This window comes from Vampirovibrionales bacterium (genome assembly GCA_016712355.1).
Classification (GTDB): domain Bacteria; phylum Cyanobacteriota; class Vampirovibrionia; order Vampirovibrionales; family Vampirovibrionaceae; genus JADJRF01.
Window position 1 is genome coordinate 25,516 of sequence record JADJRF010000001.1, and the last position, 22,726, is coordinate 48,241.

Annotated in this window: 34 protein-coding genes; 32 read left to right on the forward strand and 2 right to left on the reverse strand. The window is 60.0% G+C overall.

Annotation, left to right across the window (positions count from 1 at the left end; translation table 11 throughout):
• The 32 genes from IPK79_00165 (at nt 1) to IPK79_00320 (ending at nt 21,883) form a co-directional block, all read left to right on the forward strand.
• Entirely contained in the window at nt 1-981 is a 981-nt protein-coding gene (locus IPK79_00165; GenBank protein MBK8188846.1) for a hypothetical protein, read from the forward strand.
• A gap of 4 nt (nt 982-985) precedes the next feature.
• On the forward strand, nt 986-1,432 hold the full coding sequence (locus tag IPK79_00170) for a hypothetical protein (protein ID MBK8188847.1): 447 nt from the start codon (nt 986-988) through the stop codon (nt 1,430-1,432).
• Nucleotides 1,416-1,715, forward strand: a complete 300-nt coding sequence (locus IPK79_00175) for a hypothetical protein (GenBank protein ID MBK8188848.1) — start codon at nt 1,416-1,418, stop codon at nt 1,713-1,715. The genes IPK79_00170 and IPK79_00175 overlap by 17 nt, the downstream gene beginning before the upstream one ends.
• A gap of 264 nt (nt 1,716-1,979) precedes the next feature.
• Entirely contained in the window at nt 1,980-2,363 is a 384-nt protein-coding gene (locus tag IPK79_00180; protein MBK8188849.1) for a hypothetical protein, read from the forward strand.
• Nucleotides 2,360-3,001: a hypothetical protein gene (locus IPK79_00185; protein ID MBK8188850.1), complete on the forward strand. Its 642-nt coding sequence runs from the start codon at nt 2,360-2,362 to the stop codon at nt 2,999-3,001. The genes IPK79_00180 and IPK79_00185 overlap by 4 nt, the downstream gene beginning before the upstream one ends.
• Nucleotides 3,002-3,608: 607 nt before the next feature.
• A complete protein-coding gene (locus tag IPK79_00190; GenBank protein ID MBK8188851.1) occupies nt 3,609-3,959 on the forward strand; it encodes a hypothetical protein in 351 nt (116 codons plus the stop codon).
• A 134-nt stretch (nt 3,960-4,093) separates the two neighbouring features.
• Nucleotides 4,094-4,333, forward strand: coding sequence for a hypothetical protein (locus tag IPK79_00195; GenBank protein MBK8188852.1), 240 nt, complete (start codon nt 4,094-4,096; stop codon nt 4,331-4,333).
• A gap of 369 nt (nt 4,334-4,702) precedes the next feature.
• On the forward strand, nt 4,703-5,071 hold the full coding sequence (locus IPK79_00200) for a hypothetical protein (GenBank protein ID MBK8188853.1): 369 nt from the start codon (nt 4,703-4,705) through the stop codon (nt 5,069-5,071).
• Nucleotides 5,072-5,232: 161 nt separating this feature from the next.
• The gene (locus IPK79_00205; protein ID MBK8188854.1) at nt 5,233-6,654 is read left to right on the forward strand and encodes a DNA cytosine methyltransferase; all 1,422 of its coding nucleotides are present in this window, start codon (nt 5,233-5,235) and stop codon (nt 6,652-6,654) included.
• Complete coding sequence (locus tag IPK79_00210; protein ID MBK8188855.1) at nt 6,651-6,938, forward strand: hypothetical protein; 288 nt, start codon at nt 6,651-6,653, stop codon at nt 6,936-6,938. The genes IPK79_00205 and IPK79_00210 overlap by 4 nt, the downstream gene beginning before the upstream one ends.
• Before the next feature lie 3 nt (nt 6,939-6,941).
• Nucleotides 6,942-7,118 (forward strand): hypothetical protein, encoded by a 177-nt coding sequence (locus tag IPK79_00215; protein MBK8188856.1) that lies wholly within the window; start codon nt 6,942-6,944, stop codon nt 7,116-7,118.
• Between the two features lie 453 nt (nt 7,119-7,571).
• Nucleotides 7,572-7,778: a hypothetical protein gene (locus IPK79_00220; protein ID MBK8188857.1), complete on the forward strand. Its 207-nt coding sequence runs from the start codon at nt 7,572-7,574 to the stop codon at nt 7,776-7,778.
• Nucleotides 7,775-8,134, forward strand: a complete 360-nt coding sequence (locus IPK79_00225) for a hypothetical protein (GenBank protein MBK8188858.1) — start codon at nt 7,775-7,777, stop codon at nt 8,132-8,134. Before IPK79_00220 ends, IPK79_00225 begins: the two co-directional genes overlap by 4 nt.
• A complete protein-coding gene (locus IPK79_00230) occupies nt 8,131-8,778 on the forward strand; it encodes a hypothetical protein (GenBank protein MBK8188859.1) in 648 nt (215 codons plus the stop codon). The genes IPK79_00225 and IPK79_00230 overlap by 4 nt, the downstream gene beginning before the upstream one ends.
• A complete protein-coding gene (locus IPK79_00235) occupies nt 8,778-10,070 on the forward strand; it encodes a phosphoadenosine phosphosulfate reductase family protein (protein MBK8188860.1) in 1,293 nt (430 codons plus the stop codon). The genes IPK79_00230 and IPK79_00235 overlap by 1 nt, the downstream gene beginning before the upstream one ends.
• Before the next feature lie 2 nt (nt 10,071-10,072).
• Nucleotides 10,073-10,393 (forward strand): N-acetyltransferase, encoded by a 321-nt coding sequence (locus IPK79_00240; protein MBK8188861.1) that lies wholly within the window; start codon nt 10,073-10,075, stop codon nt 10,391-10,393.
• Nucleotides 10,378-10,962: a hypothetical protein gene (locus IPK79_00245; GenBank protein MBK8188862.1), complete on the forward strand. Its 585-nt coding sequence runs from the start codon at nt 10,378-10,380 to the stop codon at nt 10,960-10,962. Before IPK79_00240 ends, IPK79_00245 begins: the two co-directional genes overlap by 16 nt.
• Nucleotides 10,959-11,561: a hypothetical protein gene (locus IPK79_00250; protein MBK8188863.1), complete on the forward strand. Its 603-nt coding sequence runs from the start codon at nt 10,959-10,961 to the stop codon at nt 11,559-11,561. Before IPK79_00245 ends, IPK79_00250 begins: the two co-directional genes overlap by 4 nt.
• Entirely contained in the window at nt 11,545-11,778 is a 234-nt protein-coding gene (locus IPK79_00255) for a hypothetical protein (GenBank protein MBK8188864.1), read from the forward strand. The genes IPK79_00250 and IPK79_00255 overlap by 17 nt, the downstream gene beginning before the upstream one ends.
• 157 nt (nt 11,779-11,935) lie before the next feature.
• The gene (locus IPK79_00260) at nt 11,936-12,295 is read left to right on the forward strand and encodes a hypothetical protein (GenBank protein MBK8188865.1); all 360 of its coding nucleotides are present in this window, start codon (nt 11,936-11,938) and stop codon (nt 12,293-12,295) included.
• 131 nt (nt 12,296-12,426) lie between these two features.
• Nucleotides 12,427-13,173: a hypothetical protein gene (locus IPK79_00265; GenBank protein ID MBK8188866.1), complete on the forward strand. Its 747-nt coding sequence runs from the start codon at nt 12,427-12,429 to the stop codon at nt 13,171-13,173.
• Nucleotides 13,170-13,664, forward strand: a complete 495-nt coding sequence (locus IPK79_00270; protein ID MBK8188867.1) for a hypothetical protein — start codon at nt 13,170-13,172, stop codon at nt 13,662-13,664. Before IPK79_00265 ends, IPK79_00270 begins: the two co-directional genes overlap by 4 nt.
• 9 nt (nt 13,665-13,673) lie before the next feature.
• A complete protein-coding gene (locus IPK79_00275) occupies nt 13,674-13,967 on the forward strand; it encodes a hypothetical protein (protein ID MBK8188868.1) in 294 nt (97 codons plus the stop codon).
• A gap of 7 nt (nt 13,968-13,974) precedes the next feature.
• Complete coding sequence (locus IPK79_00280) at nt 13,975-14,724, forward strand: hypothetical protein (GenBank protein MBK8188869.1); 750 nt, start codon at nt 13,975-13,977, stop codon at nt 14,722-14,724.
• Nucleotides 14,721-16,178, forward strand: coding sequence for a hypothetical protein (locus tag IPK79_00285; protein ID MBK8188870.1), 1,458 nt, complete (start codon nt 14,721-14,723; stop codon nt 16,176-16,178). Before IPK79_00280 ends, IPK79_00285 begins: the two co-directional genes overlap by 4 nt.
• Before the next feature lies 1 nt (nt 16,179).
• Nucleotides 16,180-16,482 (forward strand): hypothetical protein, encoded by a 303-nt coding sequence (locus IPK79_00290; protein ID MBK8188871.1) that lies wholly within the window; start codon nt 16,180-16,182, stop codon nt 16,480-16,482.
• Nucleotides 16,463-17,146 carry a hypothetical protein gene (locus tag IPK79_00295; GenBank protein ID MBK8188872.1) on the forward strand — a complete coding sequence of 228 codons (684 nt, stop codon included), beginning with the start codon at nt 16,463-16,465 and terminating at the stop codon, nt 17,144-17,146. Before IPK79_00290 ends, IPK79_00295 begins: the two co-directional genes overlap by 20 nt.
• Nucleotides 17,143-17,883, forward strand: coding sequence for a phosphoadenosine phosphosulfate reductase family protein (locus tag IPK79_00300; GenBank protein ID MBK8188873.1), 741 nt, complete (start codon nt 17,143-17,145; stop codon nt 17,881-17,883). Before IPK79_00295 ends, IPK79_00300 begins: the two co-directional genes overlap by 4 nt.
• A gap of 14 nt (nt 17,884-17,897) precedes the next feature.
• Nucleotides 17,898-18,461 carry a hypothetical protein gene (locus tag IPK79_00305; protein ID MBK8188874.1) on the forward strand — a complete coding sequence of 188 codons (564 nt, stop codon included), beginning with the start codon at nt 17,898-17,900 and terminating at the stop codon, nt 18,459-18,461.
• Between the two features lie 80 nt (nt 18,462-18,541).
• On the forward strand, nt 18,542-18,763 hold the full coding sequence (locus tag IPK79_00310; GenBank protein ID MBK8188875.1) for a hypothetical protein: 222 nt from the start codon (nt 18,542-18,544) through the stop codon (nt 18,761-18,763).
• Nucleotides 18,763-19,689, forward strand: a complete 927-nt coding sequence (locus IPK79_00315; protein MBK8188876.1) for a tyrosine-type recombinase/integrase — start codon at nt 18,763-18,765, stop codon at nt 19,687-19,689. The genes IPK79_00310 and IPK79_00315 overlap by 1 nt, the downstream gene beginning before the upstream one ends.
• A gap of 88 nt (nt 19,690-19,777) precedes the next feature.
• On the forward strand, nt 19,778-21,883 hold the full coding sequence (locus tag IPK79_00320; GenBank protein MBK8188877.1) for a hypothetical protein: 2,106 nt from the start codon (nt 19,778-19,780) through the stop codon (nt 21,881-21,883).
• A gap of 53 nt (nt 21,884-21,936) precedes the next feature.
• On the opposite strand, the gene IPK79_00325 is transcribed toward IPK79_00320, so the two are convergent.
• Together IPK79_00325 and IPK79_00330 are read right to left on the reverse strand one after the other, a co-directional pair.
• The gene (locus IPK79_00325; protein MBK8188878.1) at nt 21,937-22,239 is read right to left on the reverse strand and encodes a hypothetical protein; all 303 of its coding nucleotides are present in this window, start codon (nt 22,237-22,239) and stop codon (nt 21,937-21,939) included.
• On the reverse strand, nt 22,236-22,724 hold the full coding sequence (locus IPK79_00330; protein ID MBK8188879.1) for a hypothetical protein: 489 nt from the start codon (nt 22,722-22,724) through the stop codon (nt 22,236-22,238). Before IPK79_00330 ends, IPK79_00325 begins: the two co-directional genes overlap by 4 nt.
• Between the last annotated feature and the right edge of the window lie 2 nt (nt 22,725-22,726).

A 22,726-nucleotide genomic window follows, 5' to 3' on the forward strand; every position in this document is an offset into this window, starting at 1 on the left:
ATGTACATGCTGGAACGGCACTACGACGCGCTAACAAAAGGCTTGCCAGATCGCACCCAACTACAGGCGGTGAACATCACGAACGCCGCCACGTGGTTCTTCGATGACACCAAGAATATCATCGTGGAACCGTTGATGCTTGAAACTCCGCACAAGGTTTTTGCCTGGAAGTGGGATGGCGACTTTCCCGCCGTCATTCCACCCTTCCCTGTGACATGGATGGAGTACAAGATTCCGAAGTGGATCAGCGACATAGTTGACGCCAACGGTGTCTTCACGGAAGTCGGAAACAACATCGACACGATGGGATACCTGATTCGCGCCGAACCGTTGCAGTCCGAGTATGGGTGGTTGATTACCTGGGAATCTTGGCGGATGCTGAACGCGCGCTTGGAACGGATGGAGCGCAAAACAGGACATTTGGGTCGCTGGTTCGATGGATGGGAAGGATCGCTCCATCCCTGGTGGAAAATGACGGCAAAATGCACCCGGCAAGGGGAACTTATCACCGACAGCATCTTGTACGAGTTCGATGAAGATGGCGACCATTTTGTAGAAACCGAGGCGACAATCGAGCAAAGACGCCAGGATACCGACGAAACGGAACACTGGTTGTACGGCTACGAGATTTGGGGCACGTTTCATCCCGTCCTGTTTGCCACCTCCTTGATGCACGCCAAGAATGTGCATCTTGTCGATAGCCCGCTGCCGCCAGCCGTTGCCAAGCGGCGACGGCGTGAAGGTAAACCCGCCATCACATTCAAGACGCTGACTATCGAGTCTATACGTAAGCAGGCGGCGACGGCGACCGATGGCGGCAATGTCGGCGCCAAGCGCGCAATGCACATTGTGCGCGGCCACTTTAAGGACTATCGCAATTCCGGCGGTCTCTTTGGAAAACACAAGGGGCTGTATTGGTGGGACATGCGCGTCGCTGGAGATGAGCACGCCGGCAAAGTGATCAAGGACTACAGGATTTAGCGACATGGACGATTTACATCTGGAGTTGTTGAGCTTATGGGACAAGCTGGATTCGATACCGGAGCCTGCGCCAAGCCATCGCAATCGGACGATGACGGCGTGGGCGGATGCAATCAGCCAGGTACGGAAGGGGCTGACAGTTGCGTCGAATCGGGCGTTGGCGATGCAGGTAGAGAACGCCAGGCTGCGGGCGCGAGTGGCGGCGTGGGAGAGTGCGGTGCAGACGGCGCGGTTGAATAATCCGTACGCGCTAGATGCGTTCACGCCGGTGACGCAAGACGACTGGGCACGACTATCTGATCTAGTGCTGGCCGAGCTTGGGCACGGTCTCGACCGGTACAGTGCGGCGATGATGGTGACGGCGTGGGACGGGTGTACGGCGTGGGACGGGTGTACGGCGGCGATTACAACGATGGCGACTGAGGCGATTGGCGATGAAGATGTCATCTAAGAAGCGTGCAATTCTGATGATCGTGCTGGCCGCCCTACTGCTGGCGCTGTACTTGCCGGCGCGTGCGTGTTGCGAGACGACGCCGCCGCTGACGCCAGACCCAAACCCACCAATCTCCTCCACGCGCAGCCCGGAACTATTTCTGCCGCTGGTTGCCGGCGGCGCCTTGATTGGTATCGAGATCGTCACGCCTACACCCACGAACACGGCGACGCCCACCGCAACCTCGACGCCAATCCCGCCGATCCATCCGACTCTGACCATCGTTACGCCGACGCCATAGCGAGAGCCGCCAAACTTCCGCAAGGACGCCAGGTGTATGTACCTGGCGTCCTTGTTTATGCATAATTGACATATATTATGCTGTATGGTATTATTTTACTGAATCGGCAATGTTTCATAATTCATCAGGGGGACATCATGGAAGAAGAAGGTGGTTACTCAGGCGTTTTCTATGTGATGCTGATTATTGGCATCGTCGGCGTGTTGGGTTTCTTTGTTGTGGCCGCCGGCGCCGCTGGCGGGATGTAGGAGAGGCGGCGTGCTGTTGAAATGCACCAGAGGCCACATGCACAGTTCGGATCGTCATGATCCGAACTGTGCCGACCGTGTAATCGGCGGCGTGTGTGGGCGTCGCACCGGGAAGAAGCAGTGTGGCGCAATCTTGCATTTGGTACAAGACGACAACGGCGCGTCGCCATCATTTGTGGTTGGTCGGTTGGATGCTGGTGCGTTGCGCGCTCACATTGCGCTGGACGCGCCGGTCGTCGGTCGCTCCAGACGGCGATTGGCGTTGTGCCGGCGCGATATGTTGACGCTGGAAGCATCTGGGATGGACGGCGCACAGATCGCCGCTTACATCTCGACGCGTGACGATCTGTGTGCGCACTGCGTCAGAATTTTTGCCGCCGTCTATGGGGGTGAGGCGTGAGACAGACCTACTACATCACGGCGCCACCCAACGCCAAACCCTGGGGACTGAAAGACGCGTTGGCCGAGTACAAGCTCGACATCAAGTACGCCGCCGAACTCTACTACACCAACGGCGCGACGCGGCGGGTACGCGACTTCGAGCGGTTCAAAGCGCCAGCGGAAAACTTGCTGCTACTGGCATCCTGGTCGGTCGTCATCGCTGGCGGCTTCCTGCTGCCGCCCGTGACATTTGTGGGCGCGGTCGCCACTGGCTCCGGGTTGGGCATGGCGGCGGGCGCGGCCGGTGTGGCCGCCGGCGTCGCAGTGGCGCCCAAAGGCCAGCCAGCGTTGATGTTGATCGAAGTGACCTTTCGCAACGTCACCGAGGATCGTATCAAGTGGGCCGAGTACGCGCTGGTGACGTGGTGCCTGCTCAACCGGTACGAACTGCGCGGCGATCTGGTCGAGGGACGTAATCTGACCTGGGCACAGAACCGGCTAAACCGGCAAGTGGCCGAAGGGCAAAAGCCGTCGATGCCGACGCCCTGGGGAAGCACAGCGGGCAAGCGCAAGGCCAGCGCCAAGCGCGCTGCGAAGGCAAACGCGCCAACAGCCGGCGCTGCAAAGCAGTTCGGCAAATGGCTTTGGGGCAAGTAAAACGGCGAATGATCGGCGGATATACAGGGCGGAAAGGTGTTGAAATGTCTGCTACCCAAATCAATCTACTGCCAGACGTACCACCGATGGGGACGCGTCTGATTGCTATCAATAATGCTAGTGTCGATCAGCGTGTGCGCTCGGAACTACTTGCACACGCACCGGAATGGGCGCGCTGGTGGACGCAAGACGCAAGCGGAGCCGGCCTCTACTGGGATCATCAGCCTGTGGCCGACTTGCTGTTCGGGTGTTGGGTGGCGGCGCCAGATCGCCAACGGAACCATCGGACGTTGCGGCGGGATATGCCGTTGGCTGGTGCGTGGCAGGACATATTGATCGAGGTGACGCGTGACTGACACCACATGCAGAATGTGCAGTGGAACTGGCAGCGTGGACACCTTTGGCTTTTACGGTGTGCCCTGCCCAGACTGCAACGGTACGGGCAAGCTGCCCGTCGCCTACGAATGGACGCACGAAGAACGCCCGTGCCGCTGTACGCCGTCCCACTGACCATTCTGCCACCGTTGCAGTGGCACGGGCATCTACAGGAGCGCACGACTACAGAGGGTGGCGCCGTCATCCTCTGATTCCTCAGAGGAGAAAGAACATGCCGACAGTAGCGTTTATCGCTCTTGAGGAATTCGACCGAGGCAACGCCGACGCTGCGCAAGCTCTCCTAGAGAGTCTACGCTCGCCGGCACGTTTCCAGATCGTCGGGCACTGGCAAGAAATCCGCCGCAACTGCCAGCGGCGCGTCACGCCGGAAATAGAACGCCGGCGCGTCAATGGGCTGAATGTCGAAGCATCCGGCGCGGCGCTAGATCGCTGCCTGCTGCAATCGCCTGACGGCTTGGGGCTACGTTGGTGGTTGTCCGGCGGATCGATCTTGGCCTACGGAATTTGCACGCTGGCGAATTGTCCGTTGGCGGCAACACAAGCAGAGGTGACGCGTGACTGACGGCATGGGATTCAAGACGCTCGTCTGGACACACGAGGAACGCCCGTGCCGCTGCACGCCAGAGCATCGGCCACACTGCCATCGTTGCGGTGGTAGCGGCATAGTGAAGTTGGCACGACTACGGAGGATCGACGATGCTACCACGGTACACCAAGCCACGCACGGCGCACCTGACGCCGCAACCGATCACCAAACAACAAGTGCTTGACGCCGCTGCGCACTGGCGCAGGATAGCCGACGATCACGCCGCCTTCGCTGACCGAGAAACCGCGCTCGGCCTGCCACGCGGTGACGTGTCCAGTTATCGGGCGCGCGCCAGGTTGTGGTATCAAGTGGCGGATGACTTGGAAGCGCAAGCGGAGGGGATGAAATGAATGAATTAGATGCACAAGCTCTACAAGAATTGCTTGACGCTCTGCCACGCATGAGCAGCGTGACGATCCGGGTCGCGTTCCAAGATACAAAAGAGTACTGGATCAGCTACGACGATGGCCGCGTCCGATTTATCCCAGGAACGCCATCCTACGGAACTATTAGCGATGGGTGCGAGCGGGCATTGCGGAATCTGCGCGATAGGGAAGTGACGCCGTGACCATCTACGAGTTTCGGCGCCTCCTCGACTGGTGCGACTGCACCAGGAATCGGGCGAACTGGGTTCAACGTCTAATCCTTGCGAGCGCCGCATACGATGCGCGCACTCGCGCCGGAATACTGGCATTGGTCGCGTGGATCGAGAGAGAGCCATGAAGCACTCCGCTCAACTTGACGACTACATCGCCGCCAACGAATCGGCCATCCGCACCAACCCACCGCGCAACAACCCGGCTTACGCGGATGATCCTATCGCCGTCTGGCGGTACTACATGCGTGTGTTCGGTTACGGTCTGGCCGGCTTCGATGAGAAGGAAGCGACAGACGCGATCAAGTTGCTCTACAGCCGGTGGTTTGTATTCTTGGAGTTCAACAGCAAGATGCCGAAGATCGACAACCACCTGTTTTTGGGCTGGATTCGAGATGCCATGCGAGAGGCGCAAGCCGGCGATGCGCGGCGCAAAGCTCAGCGATCCAAAGTTATCAAGGTCGAACAAGGCGCGCTGGCGTATGGAGACTGACGGCTTTCTGCGCCAGATCGGGCGCGTGCGGATGCCGGCCTCGACCGTGTGCGCACGGTGTGGGTCGGCGGTTGTCGAAATGGCGATCCGGGAAGATGGCGCGGTCAAGGCGTACTGCCTGGCTTGCGTGGAGCAGATGAAAGAGGAAAGAGCGCAGAACAATGACCAAGAAATCCTATCTCACCGTAACTGACCAGTTTTGCGGCGCGGGCGGCTCCAGTATCGGCGCGACCGCGGCTGGCGTAGAGCTTCGGCTGGCGCTCAACCACTGGCAACTTGCCATCGAGACGCACAACAGCAACTTTCCCAACGCCATGCACGACTGCACCGACATTTCGGCGTGCGATCCGCGTCGCTATCCATCGACGGACATCCTGATTACATCTCCAGAATGCACAAATCACAGCCTGGCGAAAGGCAAACGCCGATTCAGCCAGCCCGATCTGTTCGGTGCGAACGTGCCCGACCCGGCAGAGGAGCGCAGCCGGGCGACCATGTGGGACGTGCCCAGATTTGCGGAGTATCACCGCTACAACGCCATCATTGTAGAGAACGTGGTCGATGCGCGGCACTGGGTCACGTGGGACGCATGGCTGCACGCCATGCAGTTGTTGGGCTATGAGCATCAGATCGTCTTCTTCAACAGCATGTTTGCGTGGCCGACGCCGCAGTCGAGAGACCGCATGTACGTCATCTTCTCGCGCAAGGGCAATGCACGCCCTGATCTCGACTTCCACCCGGCTGCGCACTGCGAGACATGCGGCAAGACCGTCGAGAGCGTCCAGTCCTGGAAGCGTCACGGTCAGCGGTGGGGCCGATACGGTGCGCAGTACGTCTATCGTTGTCCAATTTGCGCCGCCGAGGTCAAGCCGTTCTACAACCCCGCTGCATCTGCAATCGACTGGACGCTGCCAGCCACGCGCATTGGCGACCGCGACAAACCGCTCAAGGCCAAGACTCTGGAACGCATCCAGAGGGGACTGGACAAGTACGGGCGGCAAGACCTGATCGTTGCCAACTACACGCCTGGCTGGTCACGGCCAGCGAGCGATGCGCCATTCGGTACGATCACCACATACGACCATCACGCGTTGGTCGTGCAGTTGTCGTATGGCGGATCGAACAATAGGGCGCGAAGCGCGTCCGAACCGATGCCGACGCAGACGACCAGGCAAGACACGGCATTGATCATGCCCTACTACAGCACTGGCGTCGCCAAACCGGCAAGCGAACCAGTTCCGACCGTAACCACAACCGACCGCCACGCATTGATTGTGCCGCCCTTCCTGCTCGGCTATTACACGCGTGTTGCCGGCGTCCAAGCCGCTGTCAGCGGAATTGATGAGCCTATGCCCACGCAGAGCACGCAGCCGCGTCACTATCTGGTGCAACCAGGCGATGTGTCATCTGTCGAGGATTGTGGATTCAGGATGTTGCGCCCGCACGAAATCAAGGCGGCGATGGCGTTCCCGACGGACTACATCGTGCGCGGGAACAATCGTGATCAGGTGCGCCAGTACGGAAATGCAGTGACGCCGCCGATCATGCAGATGCTGATCGAACGTGTGGTGGCGGCGCTATGACCGAACTTCGTTACACCGAACAGGATGTCCTCGACTTGAACGCGGAAGCGTGGTTCAAGATCATGGTTGAAGAACTCAAAACACTGTCGGCGCAATTCTGGAATCAGCGACTATCCAATACTGATCGATCCAGACTCCAGAGAGCAGCCGAGCTGCGAAAAGCCGGCGCCGTGCTGGTTGACGCCGATATGCGCTACGTGGGCGAATATGATGCTCCATTGGTCGAAGACCCATTCGATCCTGGCCGTTTCGTAACGATTCGACATGTAGAAAGGAACATGTGACACGTGGGTGACTATCAACGCATTTTGGCAATCGACATTCTGTTAGCGGAAACAGAGGTGCCGGAAGAAGAAATCCGCAAGTACAAAGACTACGAGTTGGAAGCCTGGCTAGGCGAGCTTGGTTTCGAGTGGAACGGCGCCGAGTGGGTCGATGTCGATTGGCCGCCTGACGAGGACTAGGGGAGAAACAGCATGAGCAGCGATACACGCGAAGCGGTTGCCGGCGTACAGCATGAAATTTGGTCACACTGGATGCGCTACCTATTCAACATGGCGCGCCACAATCCAGATGGCAGCGTGACCATATCCGCCGATCTGGTTGACCGCTGGACGCGCCAGATCGAAACGCGCTATGCCGATCTGACCGAACGCGAACAAGAAAGCGACCGCCATCAAGCTGACAAGGTGTTGCTGGCGATGGGCTGGACGCTTGTCGAGACACCGTGCGACTGCACGCCTGAGTCGCGACCGTTTTGCTGGCGATGCCAGCGCACCGGCGTGCGCACCTCGACGGCGCCGGCGAATCAGGAAAATAGCGAAGCCGAGAAGCGATTGCGAGCGCAGCTTGACGCGTGGGTGGAACTGCACAAAATGCAGTCCGCGCTGCCCAGTCGAGAAGAAGACGACGCGAAGATGGCAGACCAGGAGCGCAAGATCAAGGCTGCTATTTCTCTTGCAGTCCAGTACGGTCAAATCCCTGGCGATCACCACAAGACGTGGGTGATCGACCAAGTGTTGCGTATCCTAGCCGGAAGCGATTACGCGGAGATCATTCAGGCGGCGTGCGATGGAGAGGACGGGCCGGACACGTACATGTGGAATGTCGGTATCGCGCCATGAGATTCGCACGCAGCCACGTTCGTTTTAAGCCGCATGTCACCAGCCGGCGTCTGGCCGCGGCGCGACGCCGGCTGGAACGACAGGCAATGGCACTACCGTTGTTTGCCGATCAGATTCGCGCCGGCCAGCCTACGCCTGAAGAATCGGTGGCGGCGGCAGATCGCCAGACAAAGCGCCAATTCGACGCTCACCGCAAATACGAAGCCGAATCCTGGCTGAAGGGACGCCGGCTTTTGCGGCAGTTGCCGGCAGAACGCCGTGCGGAGATCATCGCAGCGTGGAACGCATCTGGCGTGCCAGCGCGCCCGGAGTATTTTCTGGACTTCCTTCGCAAAAAGTACGGACTCGCTGAATGACCCACTCACTTACCATCCGACTCGGCAACCGCGACGATCTCGACTGGGCGCAACGCATCGTTGAGAGCGACCACTACCTGCATCAGCGCGTAGACCCACGCGCACGCCCGATGGTGTACGTCCTCGACTACGACGCCGTACCGGTTGGTCTGGTCATGCTCGGCATCCCGCACGCGACGCGGTGCGGCGGATGGTGTGGCTATCCCGGCTTGCCGACGCAATGGCAGGTGGTCGATTTGTGCCGCATTTGGATTGACCCTGGTTTGCAAGCAGGCGGTCGCTGGTGCGATCCGTACACCGTCCCCGGCTTCTACGACCGGCGCGGCATGTTTCGCCCGACTACGCCGACCTGGGCGATCAGCGAGGTGCTACAACGCGTGCAGGCTGACCGGGTGCGGTTGTGGCCGCCAGTCTACCTGGAGCAGCCGTATCATATCGAGTTGGCAATCAGCTATCACGATCCGCAGTACCACCGCGGCACGATCTACAAGCATAGCCACGCCACGCCGATGTACCGGGACGCCAGCGGCAACCCGATACCGGGATCGTCCGGCAAATACGGCTGGTGCTGGCGATTGCCCGCGCCGGCATGGGAGTGGGATAGCTTGACCGATGTCCGGTCACGACAGATAAGGATGCTGTGATGCAAGGCATACAAGACCCGCTTGCCGCGCTGCAAGACACGGCGCGCATTATCAACGAGGAACCGTACAACCCGGACTGGTTCTTCATGTTCAGCGGTGGCAAAGACAGCAACGCCACCGTACAATCGGCATGGGTGTGCGTCAAGGAAGGGAGCGTGCAGGCGCCGGCGACGGCCACGATCCTGTTTGCCGATACGCAGATGGAGTTTCACCAGTTTCTCGAAGAAGTAGACGACAAGGCGCAGACATTGGTAGCGGCGTGGGAGTCGCTTGGCATCAAGGCGCGATACGTAAAGGTTGCGCCGGTGTTGCAATCTGACTTCTGGGTGCGTCTGTTGGGGTACGGCTACGCCCCTCCGACAAAGGCGATGCGCTGGTGTACCGACCAACTCAAGATTCAGCCGGCGCGCAAGATGCGCAACGCCCTCAACCTGAACGACGCGCTCTTGATGGTCGGCGCACGATACGGCGAAAGCGCACGGCGCGACGAGTACCTGTCATGCACGATGGGCGGCGAATGCGGGCCGGATGCGATGGCGCGCGTCAAGAGCAAGTTTCCGACTATGCTGCCCGTGGTCAACTGGCGCACTTGCGCCGTGTGGGACTTCCTGCAACTGATTGCGCCCTCCTACGGGCTAGATAACAGCCGGCTGCGCGCCATCTACGGGCCGGACGGCGATTTGCGTTACGGGTGTTGGTCGTGCCCGCTGGTCTTCAACGACCGCACAGCCAAGTACTGGGCGGAAACCGACCCGCTGACCGCTGAGCTTTTGACCTGGACAAACGCCAACCTACGGCCTGGGGGCGCAGCTTGGGCGTCAGTGAATCGTGAGCTATTTGAGGGGCAAGAAGCGCGCCTGTCGCTGGACTACTGTCGCCGGCTCTTTGGTGAGTTGACCGACATGCAAAATCGGCATGGGCGCACGCTGCTAAAAGAGTGGCAGATTGACGGTATCAAGACGCTGTGGATATGGCGAGAGCAAGCGCCAGAGGCAATGCGCGGCGTGATTGCGCAGGAGACGCTGCTCGACATGACGCCGAAACCGACACGCGTTCACATCTCTCAGTTTCCTTTGCGCACGGCCAGAGCGCTGTACGAAGCACCGCTATGGGAGGATTCGTACCACGGCGTTATCCAGCGCCATGCAGCGACACTGGTCGAATTGTCGCCGGGGGTATCGTGGAACTACCAATCACAAGTTGGAAACGGACAGGACGCTGCAACGATTTGGGGTAACGCACAGGATCAGATTATCCGCGTGCACGGCGATGAAATCGAGAGGCTGAACTAGCAATGTGTTTCGAGCAACTGCACGAATCTTCCAAGCGTGGCGAATTATTGTTGGTGGACGGCGGTATGTGCCACTGGCATTTGCGACGCGACGGTCAGCTAACGATTAGGGAGATCATTGCGACGAAATCGGGAGCCGGTACGCAGATGCTCGATCTGCTGCGCGTCGTCGCTAGCGCGTCATGCATCGTTGCGAAGTGTCCCGCCGATCTTTCAGCGAATTCCTGGTATGCGCGCAAAGGGTTCTTTCTCGTCGCGACGGAGACGGCGAAATCGGGCAGACCGATCAACGTGTGGCACCTCGACTTATGCAACTCGATCTGATTGCCGGCCACTACCACTGCGACAATTGCGGGCAGGTTGTCGAGCATGTGCAGCGCACGCGCCGTTTTTGGCTGTGCGACGCGTGCTGGCAAGCCATCGTGCCGGCATACGACACGATCCCGACGCAGGACGGCAAGCGCACGGCTGAGTGGCTGGCAGAGTGGGCGCCAGTGCGTGAGCAAATCGGGAACTATTGGGGCTGGTATCACGACATGGAGAAACGGTACCCACCGCGTTACACCCCACCCCGCAAGCCGCTCGAATTGCACTACAAGCCGGTTGACGCCGACAGCCTCAATCCGCTGTGCGCGTGTGGCCGGCCACGCCAGCCAATGAGCTTCATGATCACTACGTCGCCTGGACTCTTTGGCGGCCCGTTTCGCAGCCATTGCGAAGTGTGCGAAGCAAAGTTGGCGGTCGAGAGCATCTTCAAGATGGCAGAGAAGATTCACCAAGACTGGAACGATGAAGACTGGCTGGAGTATTGCTGGCAGCATCGACGCGAGTTGTACGACGTGGGCGTGCTGCCGGACTACTGGTTTACGCTGAAAGCTGTGCAATTGCCATGAACAACACTCTGACCAACGAGCAGCGCGCCGCCCGCCGCGCGAAAAGGAAAAACGGGAAGCTCATCAGGTCGATGCCGCTGTTTGCGGACGCACTCCGTCCTGATGGCGCAATGGCGTCATGGCTTACTACGCCAGAACAAGAATTGCCGGCTGTCGAGCGGAATCGGCAACAGGCGCGCGAATTTGGCGACCGTATGCGGGCGAAAGAGGAGAAAGAGCGACAGCAGGAAGCCGAGGAGAGAGCGAAGGCGATTGAAGGTAAGACGCCTGAGCAAATCGCCTTTTTGGAGAAAGGTCGTCAAGCCTATCCGCCCTTCGGGGATTACGGCGCGACCTTCTGGCGCAAATCGCAGCAGCCAGGCTTCCTGGAAGCGCAAATGGAGAGAATGGCCGACCTGCAACGGCGCGGTGAGACGGTGCGCGCAAGAATAGCCGTCGAAGGCATCTTCAGGACAGCGGAGAAGACCCACCCGGACTGGGACGATGAAGACTGGCTGGAGCATTTTTGGCAGCATCGACGCGAGTTGTTCGATGCGGGCGTGCTGCCGGACTACTGGTTTACATTGAAAGCGAGGTTTGGAGATGTCGCAGTACGATAACCTGATTGGACTTCGGTACAAGCAGCTTGTGCATGACTCCAAGAAAGGGATGGTCTGGCGCACGTTCGAGGTGCGCTCCATCGTGGATGGCGACCAGGCAGTGACACGCGTCTGGAGCCGGCGCCACCGCGTCTACGTCTACCAGATTACGCCAGCGGCTATCCTTGCTGACTCGCTAGAGAACAGCGAGATGTACAAAATTGTAAAAAAAGTGTAAAATCCTGATAATTCAATTGAATTTACGTGGTTGCCGTATTGCAATTCAATTGAATTGTGTGGTATAATCAGCTTATCACCAAGTGGTGAGACGAAACCAAAAGGCAAAGCAAGAGCCGAGCCACTACCGACCGCAAGTGCGGTAAGGAGTCAGAACGATGAACACCACACAGACCACCGCCCCAGTCGCAATCAAGACCCGCAACTTCAGCGAAATGCCTGGCAGCAACACCTATTTCCGCACCAGCGACTGCACGCCGTTTTTCAGCGAAGACGGCAGCTTGGTTGTCTACAACGGCAAAGGCGACAGCCGCTCGTGGGGCACGCCTTCCGTGCGTAGCACCGTCAAGTCGCTGACCGCCAACGTCATCAAGGTGACTGTGGTCGGCTGGCACAAGCACACGGTCTCGCCGGTCGGCGGCAGCTTCTACTTTGTTAATGAGGCCGGCGCCTGGGTGCGCCGCACCGCCGGCCACAAGACAGTCAAGGCGGCCATAGCCGCCGCTGTTAGCCACTAAACCATACGCCGCGCCGGGCGGTCAATCCCGGCGCTTTAATGCAGCCAGGCACGCAAGTGCGCCGCCTGACCGTCCCAAGCCGGAGCAATGCAGAGGGAAGTGTCGCCGCAAGTGCGGCAAGGAGATTGATCGTGAGCACGCTAAAAGTTTCTTTTTACCGTTCCGACAAATGGCGAGACGCCGAGTTCGTCGCCACCGGCTGCCGACCGGCGACTATCGGGCAAGAGACGTTCGACCTGGTGGAAGCCACGGTCGAACAGCGCCGCAATGTTGCGGCGCTGCGAATTGCTGACACTCAGATCAGCATTTCGCCCGGCGTCGAGTTTGATGCCGTGCCAACACTCGCAGAGGCGCTGGACGCCTACCAGCGCCAAGAGAAGCAGCGCGCGGAAAAGGAAGCCGACGCCGAAGCTAAGCGCGCCGCCGACCACGTTCGATTTTTAGAAGAACAAGCACAGCGCAAGGCTGCCGAGGCTGTCGTTGAAGCAGCTAAGCAGCAACGCCAGGTTGAAAAGCTGGCGTGGTGCCAGGCGCACGGCAGCGACCGTCTGCGTCGCGGCGTCGAACGCGGCCATGACTGCCAGGCGCTCTATGTCCGCGAGCGCGCCGCCGTCGAAGCGCCCGGCTTCACTGCCGACATCTACGACGCCGCCAAATGGAAGTCGGCCACCTGCCCAAGCGCCAAGTCCCTCGACACCGCCGAAGCTGCCGAAGCCCTGGGGCTTGGCCCGGTAGATGTTGTCTGGTTGACGGCGCCGGCCGCCGACACCAAAACCGACGCCGACATGGACTACGCGGACGGCTACGGCTGGAGCGCGTGCGAGGCCGTCGTCATCAGCGGGTACCTCGGCAAGTACGACCTGGTGCAGGCATTGTGATCGCCCTCGATTTTGATGGTGTGGTCGCCAACTACAGCGATCACACCACGACGATCCGGCTCAATACGGGTCTGCTGGCGCTGCTCCCCCGGCAGCGCCAGCCGGTCGTGATCTGCACGAACCAGGGCGGCATGGCCTTTAGCCGGCTCAACCCGGCCAAGTACCCGACACCATTGCAGGTTGCGCAGCGCCTGAACGCAGGTCGCAATTTCCTGACGCGCAACGGCTACCCAGTCGCCGCCATTTTTGCATCCACCTACCACCCCAAAGCTGATCCTGCCGAGATTCAACGGGTGGCGCAAGAGTTGCGTGAGCTTATCTCTGTGGTCGTCCCGCGCTGGCACGTCTACACGACCGAGCGGGCGCGCAAGCCTCACGCGTTCATGCTCAAAGTTGCTGGCGCCACGGTGTATTATGGCGACAGCCCGGAAGATCAACAGGCGGCCTCGGCAGCCGGCGTACCGTTCGTGGCGGTTCCACGCTTTTTGTAGGGATCGAAGATGGCGACACCGATCACAGAACGCATCAATAAGGCGCGTGCGCATCTATCGCAACTGCGCCATATTTCGGAAAAAGAGATTACCGCCGATCTCACCGGACGCGAACGTGCCAGCGCCATCATCCGAGCGCGCACGCAGTACAATGCGGTGTACAGTGCCGTCAAGTTGGTGGCGCGTGGTCGCAAGTTGCGCGGTATCGATGCGCCGACTGCGCAACAACAGGCTGAAGCGCAACGCCTCATTGACGATGCGCACCGGTTGTTTACTTACGCCCGTCGATTCAGCGTGAAATAGGAGGATTATGAACTCGACTCGATTGCTTTATCAAGCCGCCGGCCAGCCGCCCGTTCCCGCCGTCATCGACGCGTCAGGATGGATGCAACTGTCCAAGCGGAAACGCCCCACCGCGCCGCCCGGTGGCAAGTGTTATCTTTGTGGCGGTGAAGTTGAAGGCGCTGGCGTGCCTACCGCAGAACGCTTTGGCGAGACCTGGACGGCACATGGCGACGCGCTTCAACCCGATGCGGAGTGGCTGTGTGCTGCTTGCGCCTTCAGCCTGTCGGAAGCGGCGACGCACCCGGCAAAGCCCAATCCGTTCAAGATGCGTACAATGACGCATTTGGTTATTGGTAGTCAATGGGAGTTGCTTGGACTTTCCGACAAGCGCCGCATGGCTGAGGTGTTGTTGTCGCCGCCACGCGCCGATCCCTGGCTGCTTTGCATTCAGGATGCGCCGCTTAGCGCCGGCCACGCCATCTACCGCACGCCGGTCAACGCCGCCGGCGCAACCGCGTGGCGAGTCACGCTTGGCGGCAGCGTCATTGCCGGTTCGCCTACGCATCTTGCTGCCGTGCTGACGCCAATCGAGGCGCTGTACCTGGCGGAGCATAGCAAGACCGCCATCCGCACGGGCGTCTATACGCCCAAATGGATTCTTGCCCAGGGCGAAAACGACTGGGCGCGACTAGAAGCGTCAATCGTCCCATTGCGAGGGCAGCCTATTTTTGAGCTTGCGCTATTCCTGGCGCAGAAAGGAACCGACGACGAATGAATCTCAACCTCCATGCCACGATCACCCTACGGTCATCCCTGGCACACGGCGCCTTCGATGCCGGTGCAACCGTGATCCCCTTCCGCCGCGAGCCTGTGCTCCAACGCGACGATGCCGGTGCGCCTGTTCTCGACCCCTACGCTGCGCTGACCGCCGATCCGGTGCAGCGTGAGCAACTGCGCCAGTACGCACAGCGCCTTTTGCGCGTCGTCTGGCAGTCCAAAAGCGACCGCGCCTGGAGCTACGCACAACTTGCCGAGCGCATCGCCGTCACCGCGCGCATGAAGGCGACGCTTGGCGATTTCCTCATGGAGATGCTCCAGAAGATGGGCGCCGGCGAAAGTCCAATCTACTTTCAGGATGACGCCGAGTTCGTTGCCAGTATTCTGGCCGCCGCCGATGCCAACACGCTGCTGGCGCTGCTGCGCGAACAAGGTGAGCGTTTGCTGATCGTCGCGCGTATGCAGGCAGAAAGCGCCGCCCGCTTCGAGGGGCGCACGATCAAGGCTGCCGAAAACGGGCAAATGGCGCTGCTTGGCGCGCCGGCGCCCGACGAGAAACCCGTACCGGAAGCATTCCGCACGCGCGCGATGCCGTACATACCGATGGTGCCAGTCTACTCAGGCAACGCCATCCGTAACGGCGTCATTCGCCGTCACGCCGCCCGCTTCTTGCTGGATCGTTTCGGCTGGAAGTTGGACATTGACCACTTCCGTGCGCTTTTTGTCGGCGGCAGCCTGGTGCGCACGGGCGAAAAGGGCTTCGACATCGATCAGCGTCGCAAACTCATCGACATGATGCCGCTCTATGGATTACTTGGCGGCGCGTTCAACACATCGAGCATGGTCGAGGGCAGCACAAAATGCGGCAAGGCATGGCCGATTGTGCGCGAGGCGATCCCGGTGCTTCCGCAAGTTCTTCGCAGTCAAGCCGACATGCTGGCAATGCAGAGCGTGATCGGCACCGAGTCCTACAGCCGCCGCGAAGACGCTGCGATGCTGGCGGGATCGTACATCGCCGGACAAGCGACGGTCGGCGCCACCGATGCGCACATGGGCATGATGTTCGAGCGCGAAGTGATCGTCGCCGGCACGCGCCTGTGGAATCAGTGGCACTTTTATCAGGCGACTGAGCACCAACTCGGTGCGTGGATTTCCGCTTGGGTGAAGTGGGCCGAACGCCCGGTTCTGGGTGGAGCGTCGCAGCACGGCCACGGCATGGCCGATGTGGACTACCGGCGCAACGGGGAGCCATTCCTTGCCGTGACAGATGGCAAGATCGCGTTGGCGCCGGAAGCACAGGCCGCTTTCGACGCCTACCAGCGCCACCTGGACGCACGTAAAGAGGCTATCTCTATCCTGCTGATGGCTGTTGAGCCGGGTGAGCCAATCCCAACCGGCACCGTGGACGCCGGCAACCTGCAAGGCGATCTGCTGGCGCAGGAGACCGACTGAGATGGTGCGGGGGCGCTACTTCATCACGCCCCATGCGGTACAGCAATTCCAGGCGCGTGTTGCGCGCCTGGAATATGCCGAGTGCATCCGTGTCATTGCGGATGCACTCGAAGCTGCACCGATAGAGCGTCACGCCGTCACTTACAACGGTACAGCAATGCGTGTTAGAGTGCGCAAGCCGTTTCATTTTCGCGCCATTATCGTACCTGGTGATCCGCTACCTGTCGTGACGACGATTCTGAAAAGCGGAAAGCGTGGTCAAAATCGAGGAAGGATGCAACTATATGCCGCCAATGAAGATTAGCTGTAAACCCAACACTTTATTCGTGTACGACCGCTGGATCGCAGTAGATGCATTGATCCAGCGGGCATATCTACTGGACAAATTTGGCGCAGAGTTTTATCAACTCCCTACGCTTACCGCTGGCTCTCCCGCCAGCGATCTGATGGATTGCGCGTTGCCGCTCGAATCTCGACAGCGCGGCGGTCATCAATACTGGGCGGCGTCGTGGTGCGACGTACAGTCGATGCAGTTGCAACAGGACGCATCCGCCTGGGTGCGTCAATTCAGCGACGCCGATGGCGTGAGCTACTTGCACGACAAAGCCAGGCGGATCAACACGACTGCCGGACGCGACAAGGCGTACAATATGCCTATCCATCTGCGCACGCTCGATGAATGCGTCTGGTATGTTGTTGGTGATATTGCCGAGATCGACCGCCTACTCAATGGCTACATCCATGCCATCGGCAAAAAGGCGGCATACGGCAACGGTGCGCTTCAGGAGTACGCAACCGGCCAGTATTGGCGGGTCGAAGCCTGGCCGCACGACTGGAGCGAACGCGACGCTGAAGGCCGCCTGACCAGAGGGTTGCCGGCGACGACGTTGGATAATGCTGAGATTTACGGAGTACGCCCGCCCTACTTCGTGCGGGCCAACCAGATTCTGATGGAGATGCCGGCGTGAAAGCGGCAAACCGGGAACGCTACCTATTGCACGCCACGCTGCCGACGCACCGACGCAAGCTGGCCCAAGCGCGCTCAATCGTGCAAGATGCTCTGGCGGCGTGCCCATCGTGGTATGTGGCGTTTTCGACCGGCAAGGACTCGACCTGCGTATTGGCGCTGGTGCGCGAGGTGCTCCCCGACGCCGTAGCGCACCACTCGCTACACCAGCGAATGCTGCCGGAAAGTTTCGCCTATCTGGATCGCACTGCCAACGTGCGACGTGTCGCCTACCAAAATTTCGACGGCACCGACTGGGCACAGCGATGGGAAAGCAGAGAAGCAGCCGAGGCCGCCGGCGCACGTTGGCTAGATGACGACGAGATCGCCACGCGCGGCGCTCCCGAAGCCGGCGTCTTCCTGGGGCTGCGCGCTGACGAGGCCGGCTATCGGCGCGTTCATCTGCGTAAGAATGGGGTGTTGTTTCAGGCGCAAAAAACCGGTAAGTGGCACTGCAACCCCATTGCCTGGTGGAGCGTCGAGGATGTGTGGGCGTACATTCTTAGCCACCAAATCGACTACAACGCCGCATACGACAGGCTTGACGAGTTGGGCTTGTCCGCCGCTGAACAGCGAATAGGCCCGTTGGCAGTAGAACGTGTTTTGGGATACGGTCAACTCGCCATCTTGCGGCGCGGTTGGCCGGAAATTTACCGTAACTTGGTTGCCCACTTCCCAGAAGCGGCGACCTACACATGAAAGGAAATACCACTATGACGAACGATGAAAAACGTGCAGAAGTCGAGCGCATTGTGCGCGAGTTTACGATGCAGTACATCGAGCGCCGCCTGCTGTGGCAGTTAGGACAGATCGTGCCCGGCGCCGACGGTGTGCCCGCCGCACGTCACGCCCTGGCGCAACTCTACGCCGGCGCCGCCGATGCACTGCAATACACGATGGAGCCGCAAGAGTGGCGCACGTTGGCGCTTTACGGCGCTGGCGTGATCGATGGCGATCCCGGCGAAATGCAGGAAATCGCACAGAGCATGGCGGAATGGCTATTCAGCCTACCGACGCACAACCGGTATGAAATCCCGGACTACTGGGCGGAAACCGAACTTGGTGCGCTCTGGTGGGCTGCGGTCATTCGCAATCAGGGCGACGAACTGATCACCATTGCCGACGCTGCACGGCTGGCTGGCGTCACCGTGCAGGCAATCAGCCAACGGATAGAGCGTGGTTCGCTAGATGTATTTGTCGATCCATTTGCGCCTGAACGACAAGGGCGTCAAAAGGTAAGGCGGCGCGATATCTTGTCTGACGCATCTAGCGACTGACGAAGTGGAGTGTAGTTGACACGATGTAGGTTGTGTCAACTACACTCCACTTCGTGTTTTTTTTGGGAAAGAAGACCACGATGAAGATCACGCAGAATAAAAACTACATCAAGATCACAGAGCCAGACCGCCCCGTCGAACTGATCGTGGCAAACGAAGGCGACTACGCCGACTTGCAGTTGGGATTCGGGGTGAAGGTCAAAAACATCACTCTGGGCACCGAATTAACGCCGGAAGCGGCGCTGGCCGTTGGTCGATGGTTGATCGACTGGGCAGAACGAGCCGCGCCGGGTCAAGCGTGATGGACGCCATCACCGTTTTACCCGCCGGCACGCCGACGCCCTATCAATCCGCCGATCTTTCACCGATTATCGAGATGGTGCTGGATTCGCTTACCTCGCCGCGCACGCGCCGCGACTACAGCCGCGCTTTGCGCGATTTTCTGGCGTGGTACATCCAGGAAAACCGGCAAGGGTTGAACCGGATCACCGTGCAGGCGCACATCCGCGCGCTGCGAGAGGCTGGCGTGCCGGCGTCGAGCATCAACCAGCGGCTGGCGGCCATCCGCAAGCTGGCGCTGGAGGCCGCCGACAACGGCTTCCTCGACGAATCGACCGCCCAAGCCATCAAGCGCGTGCCCAACCAGCCGCGTAAAGGCAAGAAACTGGGTAATTGGTTGACCGCAGAGCAGGCAAAATCCATCCTCGACGCACCAGACCGAACGACGCTGGCCGGCAAGCGCGATGCCGCAATCCTGGCGATTGCACTGGGCGCCGGCTTGCGGCGTGAGGAAATCGCATCGCTCACCGTCAAACAGATTCAGCAGCGCGACAAACGTTGGCTGATCGTGGACATCGAAGGCAAGCACCACCGCACGCGATCTGTCGCCATCCACGAAAGCATCAAGGCGCGCATCGACGCCTGGCTGGAAGCGGCCGGCATCGCCAGCGGGCCGATCTTCCGGCGCATCTTTCGCAACGGCAAGATTGGCGCCAGCATGACAGCGCAAACCGTCTGGCTGGTCGTGCAGAAGTACAACCCAGAAGACATGCCCCTGGCGCCCCACGACATGCGGCGCACCTTCGCTATCCTCGCCTACGAAGCCGGCGCTTCGCTCAAGTCGATCCAGAATGCACTTGGACACGAATCGGTCGAGACGACCGAGAACTACATTGGCGACCGCGCCGACATCCACATTTCCCCTTCCGATATGCTTCCTATCTTCTAAATATGCCTATAGATTGACAAAGTATACACCGTATGATAATTTATTCTCCTAAAGGCAATTGATGCAAGGTGATTCCAAAGGAGAATATATGCTTGTCGAAAGTGTGTTCGCGCAGTGGGAGAAGGCACGCAACGGCGAGATCGACGCTGTGGCGTGGAAAGAGTGGGCGATCAAGCTCTACTTCGAGAGCGATTTACTGGCTGAACTTCAGGCGCTCAAAGTGGCGCAACTGAAGGAGTTGCTTGCCAGGCTGCTTACCGTGGCGCGTGGCAGCAAGAAGGCCGAAGTGGCCGATGAGGCATACAAGGCGATTTCCGGCGTGCTCACGGTGATGTCGCCGGTCGGTCTCGCCTACTCGTACAGCTACGACGATCACCGCACAGGACAGGTAGAGGCAAAACGGCTGGCGCAAGTGCGCAAGTCTATCGAGGCGATTACCCCCGACGACATGGCCGCCTACGCAGCCCGATGCGCAGAGCGTGCTGCCGCACACACCGCTGCACTGACCGATCCCCAAACGCTGCAAGATTTTTCCGTCTTCCTGCGCAGCAAGGGCGTGGACGCGCTGACCGATGATCAACTGGAGCGTTTCGACACCCTGATCTGGGAGCGCGACCAGGCTAACATCCGTGCTGAGCAGGAGCGGCGCGCCAAGATCGATCAGGTCGATTTGGGCGATGTCGAGTTGACCGTCACGCAGGAACGTCACACGCAGAAGGACGTGGACATCTGGATCGTGCGGCTCTCGACGCGCGTCGATGGCGACATCTACAAGCAGTTGGCCGAGGCCGCCGAGCGGTTGGGCGGCGGCTGGTCGCGTTACTCCAACGGCTTCCTGTTTTGGGAGAAAGAAGACGCCGAGACCTTTGCCGGCGTCAAGGACGGCGACGTAAGCGCCGGCGACCGATGGGAACGCAATCGCCGGATGCGTGAGGAGCGAGCCGCAGATCGCCTGGCGCAGTACGCTATCCGCAAGGACGGCGCCGCCGCCGATGTGCTGGCGATGGATCGACTCACCAACACCGTGCGGCGCGCACGTATGGCGGCCAGCGCGGAAGCGGACGCACGCAGCGACCAGGCAATGGCCGCTACGATCATGAGCATCGCCACGGCGCAAGCGAACGGTGATGCGTTGACGGTGCTTGCCAACGTGCGCAGCGCCGTGCAGGTTGCCGAGCTTCTCTATCTGCTGCGCCGCGCCATGATCGCCGGCGCAAAGGCACGCGGCGAGACCATCTCCTACAGCGACCCGGTGCGCTACGACGCTGCCGACATTCGCCATGCGGAGTATCCCTGGCCGGCGTGGAACGAAGGCGATGCGCGCGAAGTGGCGACGCTGCTCAAGGGCAAGCGTGGCGCCGGCGATGCGCTCGCCGTGCTCAACAACATGATCAAGGGCGTCAGCAGCAGCGGCATGGTAACGGCCCGCACGAAGATGGGCGCCGACGCGATGGTAACGCTGGCCGGCATGTTTCCAGGGATTAACAACTACTGGACGGAGGCAATACGGGCAAGCACGATCTCTTATCAGCGGCTGGAACGGATGGGGATCGACAACCTGCCGATCTTACGTCACGCACTGCGTGAGTTGCTGCCGCACGTAGTTGCGCCGGCGCAACCAGACCCCGTGACGGTGGCCGAACGTGCGCTGATCGGCGTGCGCATTCCCGGATTCTTCCCGACGCCGGCTGATGTCGTCGCCAAGATGCTCGACTACGCTCAGGTCGAGCCGGGTATGCTGGTGCTGGAGCCATCCGCCGGCAAGGGCAATATCGTTACGCCGTTGCTCGATGCCGGAGCGAAGGTGATCGCGGTCGAGCACGCCTACACCCTGCTCCACATCTTGCGACTCAAGTATACCGCCCGCATCGTCATTGCCGATGGTGATTTTTTGGAGATTCCAGCCAAGCGTTGGCGCCACACTCCGATAGATCGCGTCGTAATGAATCCTCCCTTCGAGGATGGGCAGGACATCTCGCATGTCTGCCACGCCTACGACTTTCTGCGTGAAGGCGGGCGGTTGGTCGCGATCATGGGCGCGGGTGCGTTCTATCGAAGCGACAGTCGGGCGGTTGCGTTTCGGACGTGGCTGGAAGACGTAGGCGGTGAAGTGGTCGAGGATTTGCCGTCTGGCACCTTCTACCACGAGGCCGGTACGAACGTATCAACGAAGATGGTGTTGATCACCAAGTAGGCTGAAGCCGCAAAAGAGAAAGCCCCTGGGCACTCCCCAGGGGCTTTCTCTTTTCAGAAAGTGAAGCCGCGTATTTCGCCAGGGTTCTGCGCTGACGGCGCTTCGGGCGGCGTGGCCGGCACGAAGCCTCTGCGGGTGTTGGTAGGCGCTGGCGGCGGTGCGACCTGCGCCGGCGGCTGATTATCCGGTGAATCTTCACCGCCTTTCAGCGCCGCCGCCACCGATACAATTAGAAACATCGCGGCTAGAAACAGCGCGTAGTTGGTTGCATCGCGATTGCCGGTGCTGTTGAGCAGGATGGCGACGGACAGGGCGATAGCCGTCAGCAACTGCATGGCGATTCCGAACATACTCACCTCACCATCACTTCACTGGCTGCCGAGCGCGCTTGCTGCTGTGCTGGCAACTCATCGGGGAACACGGGCAGTTGATGCTGCTGCGTGTTCGCACCAGGTAGACGCCCTTGCTGTGGCGCCCCAAACTGCGCAACTGGCGCTCCGTACACAGTCCACTCGTCATCGACTACTGGCGCTTCGATGGGCTGTTTTGGTTGCTTGGCGGTCTCCTTCATATAGGATGCCCACTGCCCAAAGCTCTTAAGGAACGCCGCGAACGCATCCGACTGTGCGCCTACCGTGTCGCCAAAGACGCGCCCAGTCACGATTACCGTTGCCGCCAGAATCAACAGGATGACGATGCCGACGCCGGCAAAACCGACGAAGGCAATGCTCAGGATCACCCCGTTTTTGCCGATGGAATTTTCGACAAAGAGCAGGAAGAAGACCCCGAAACCGAGGATGGCGACAACGGCGATGGTGGTTGCTACGAATGCGGTGCGCATGG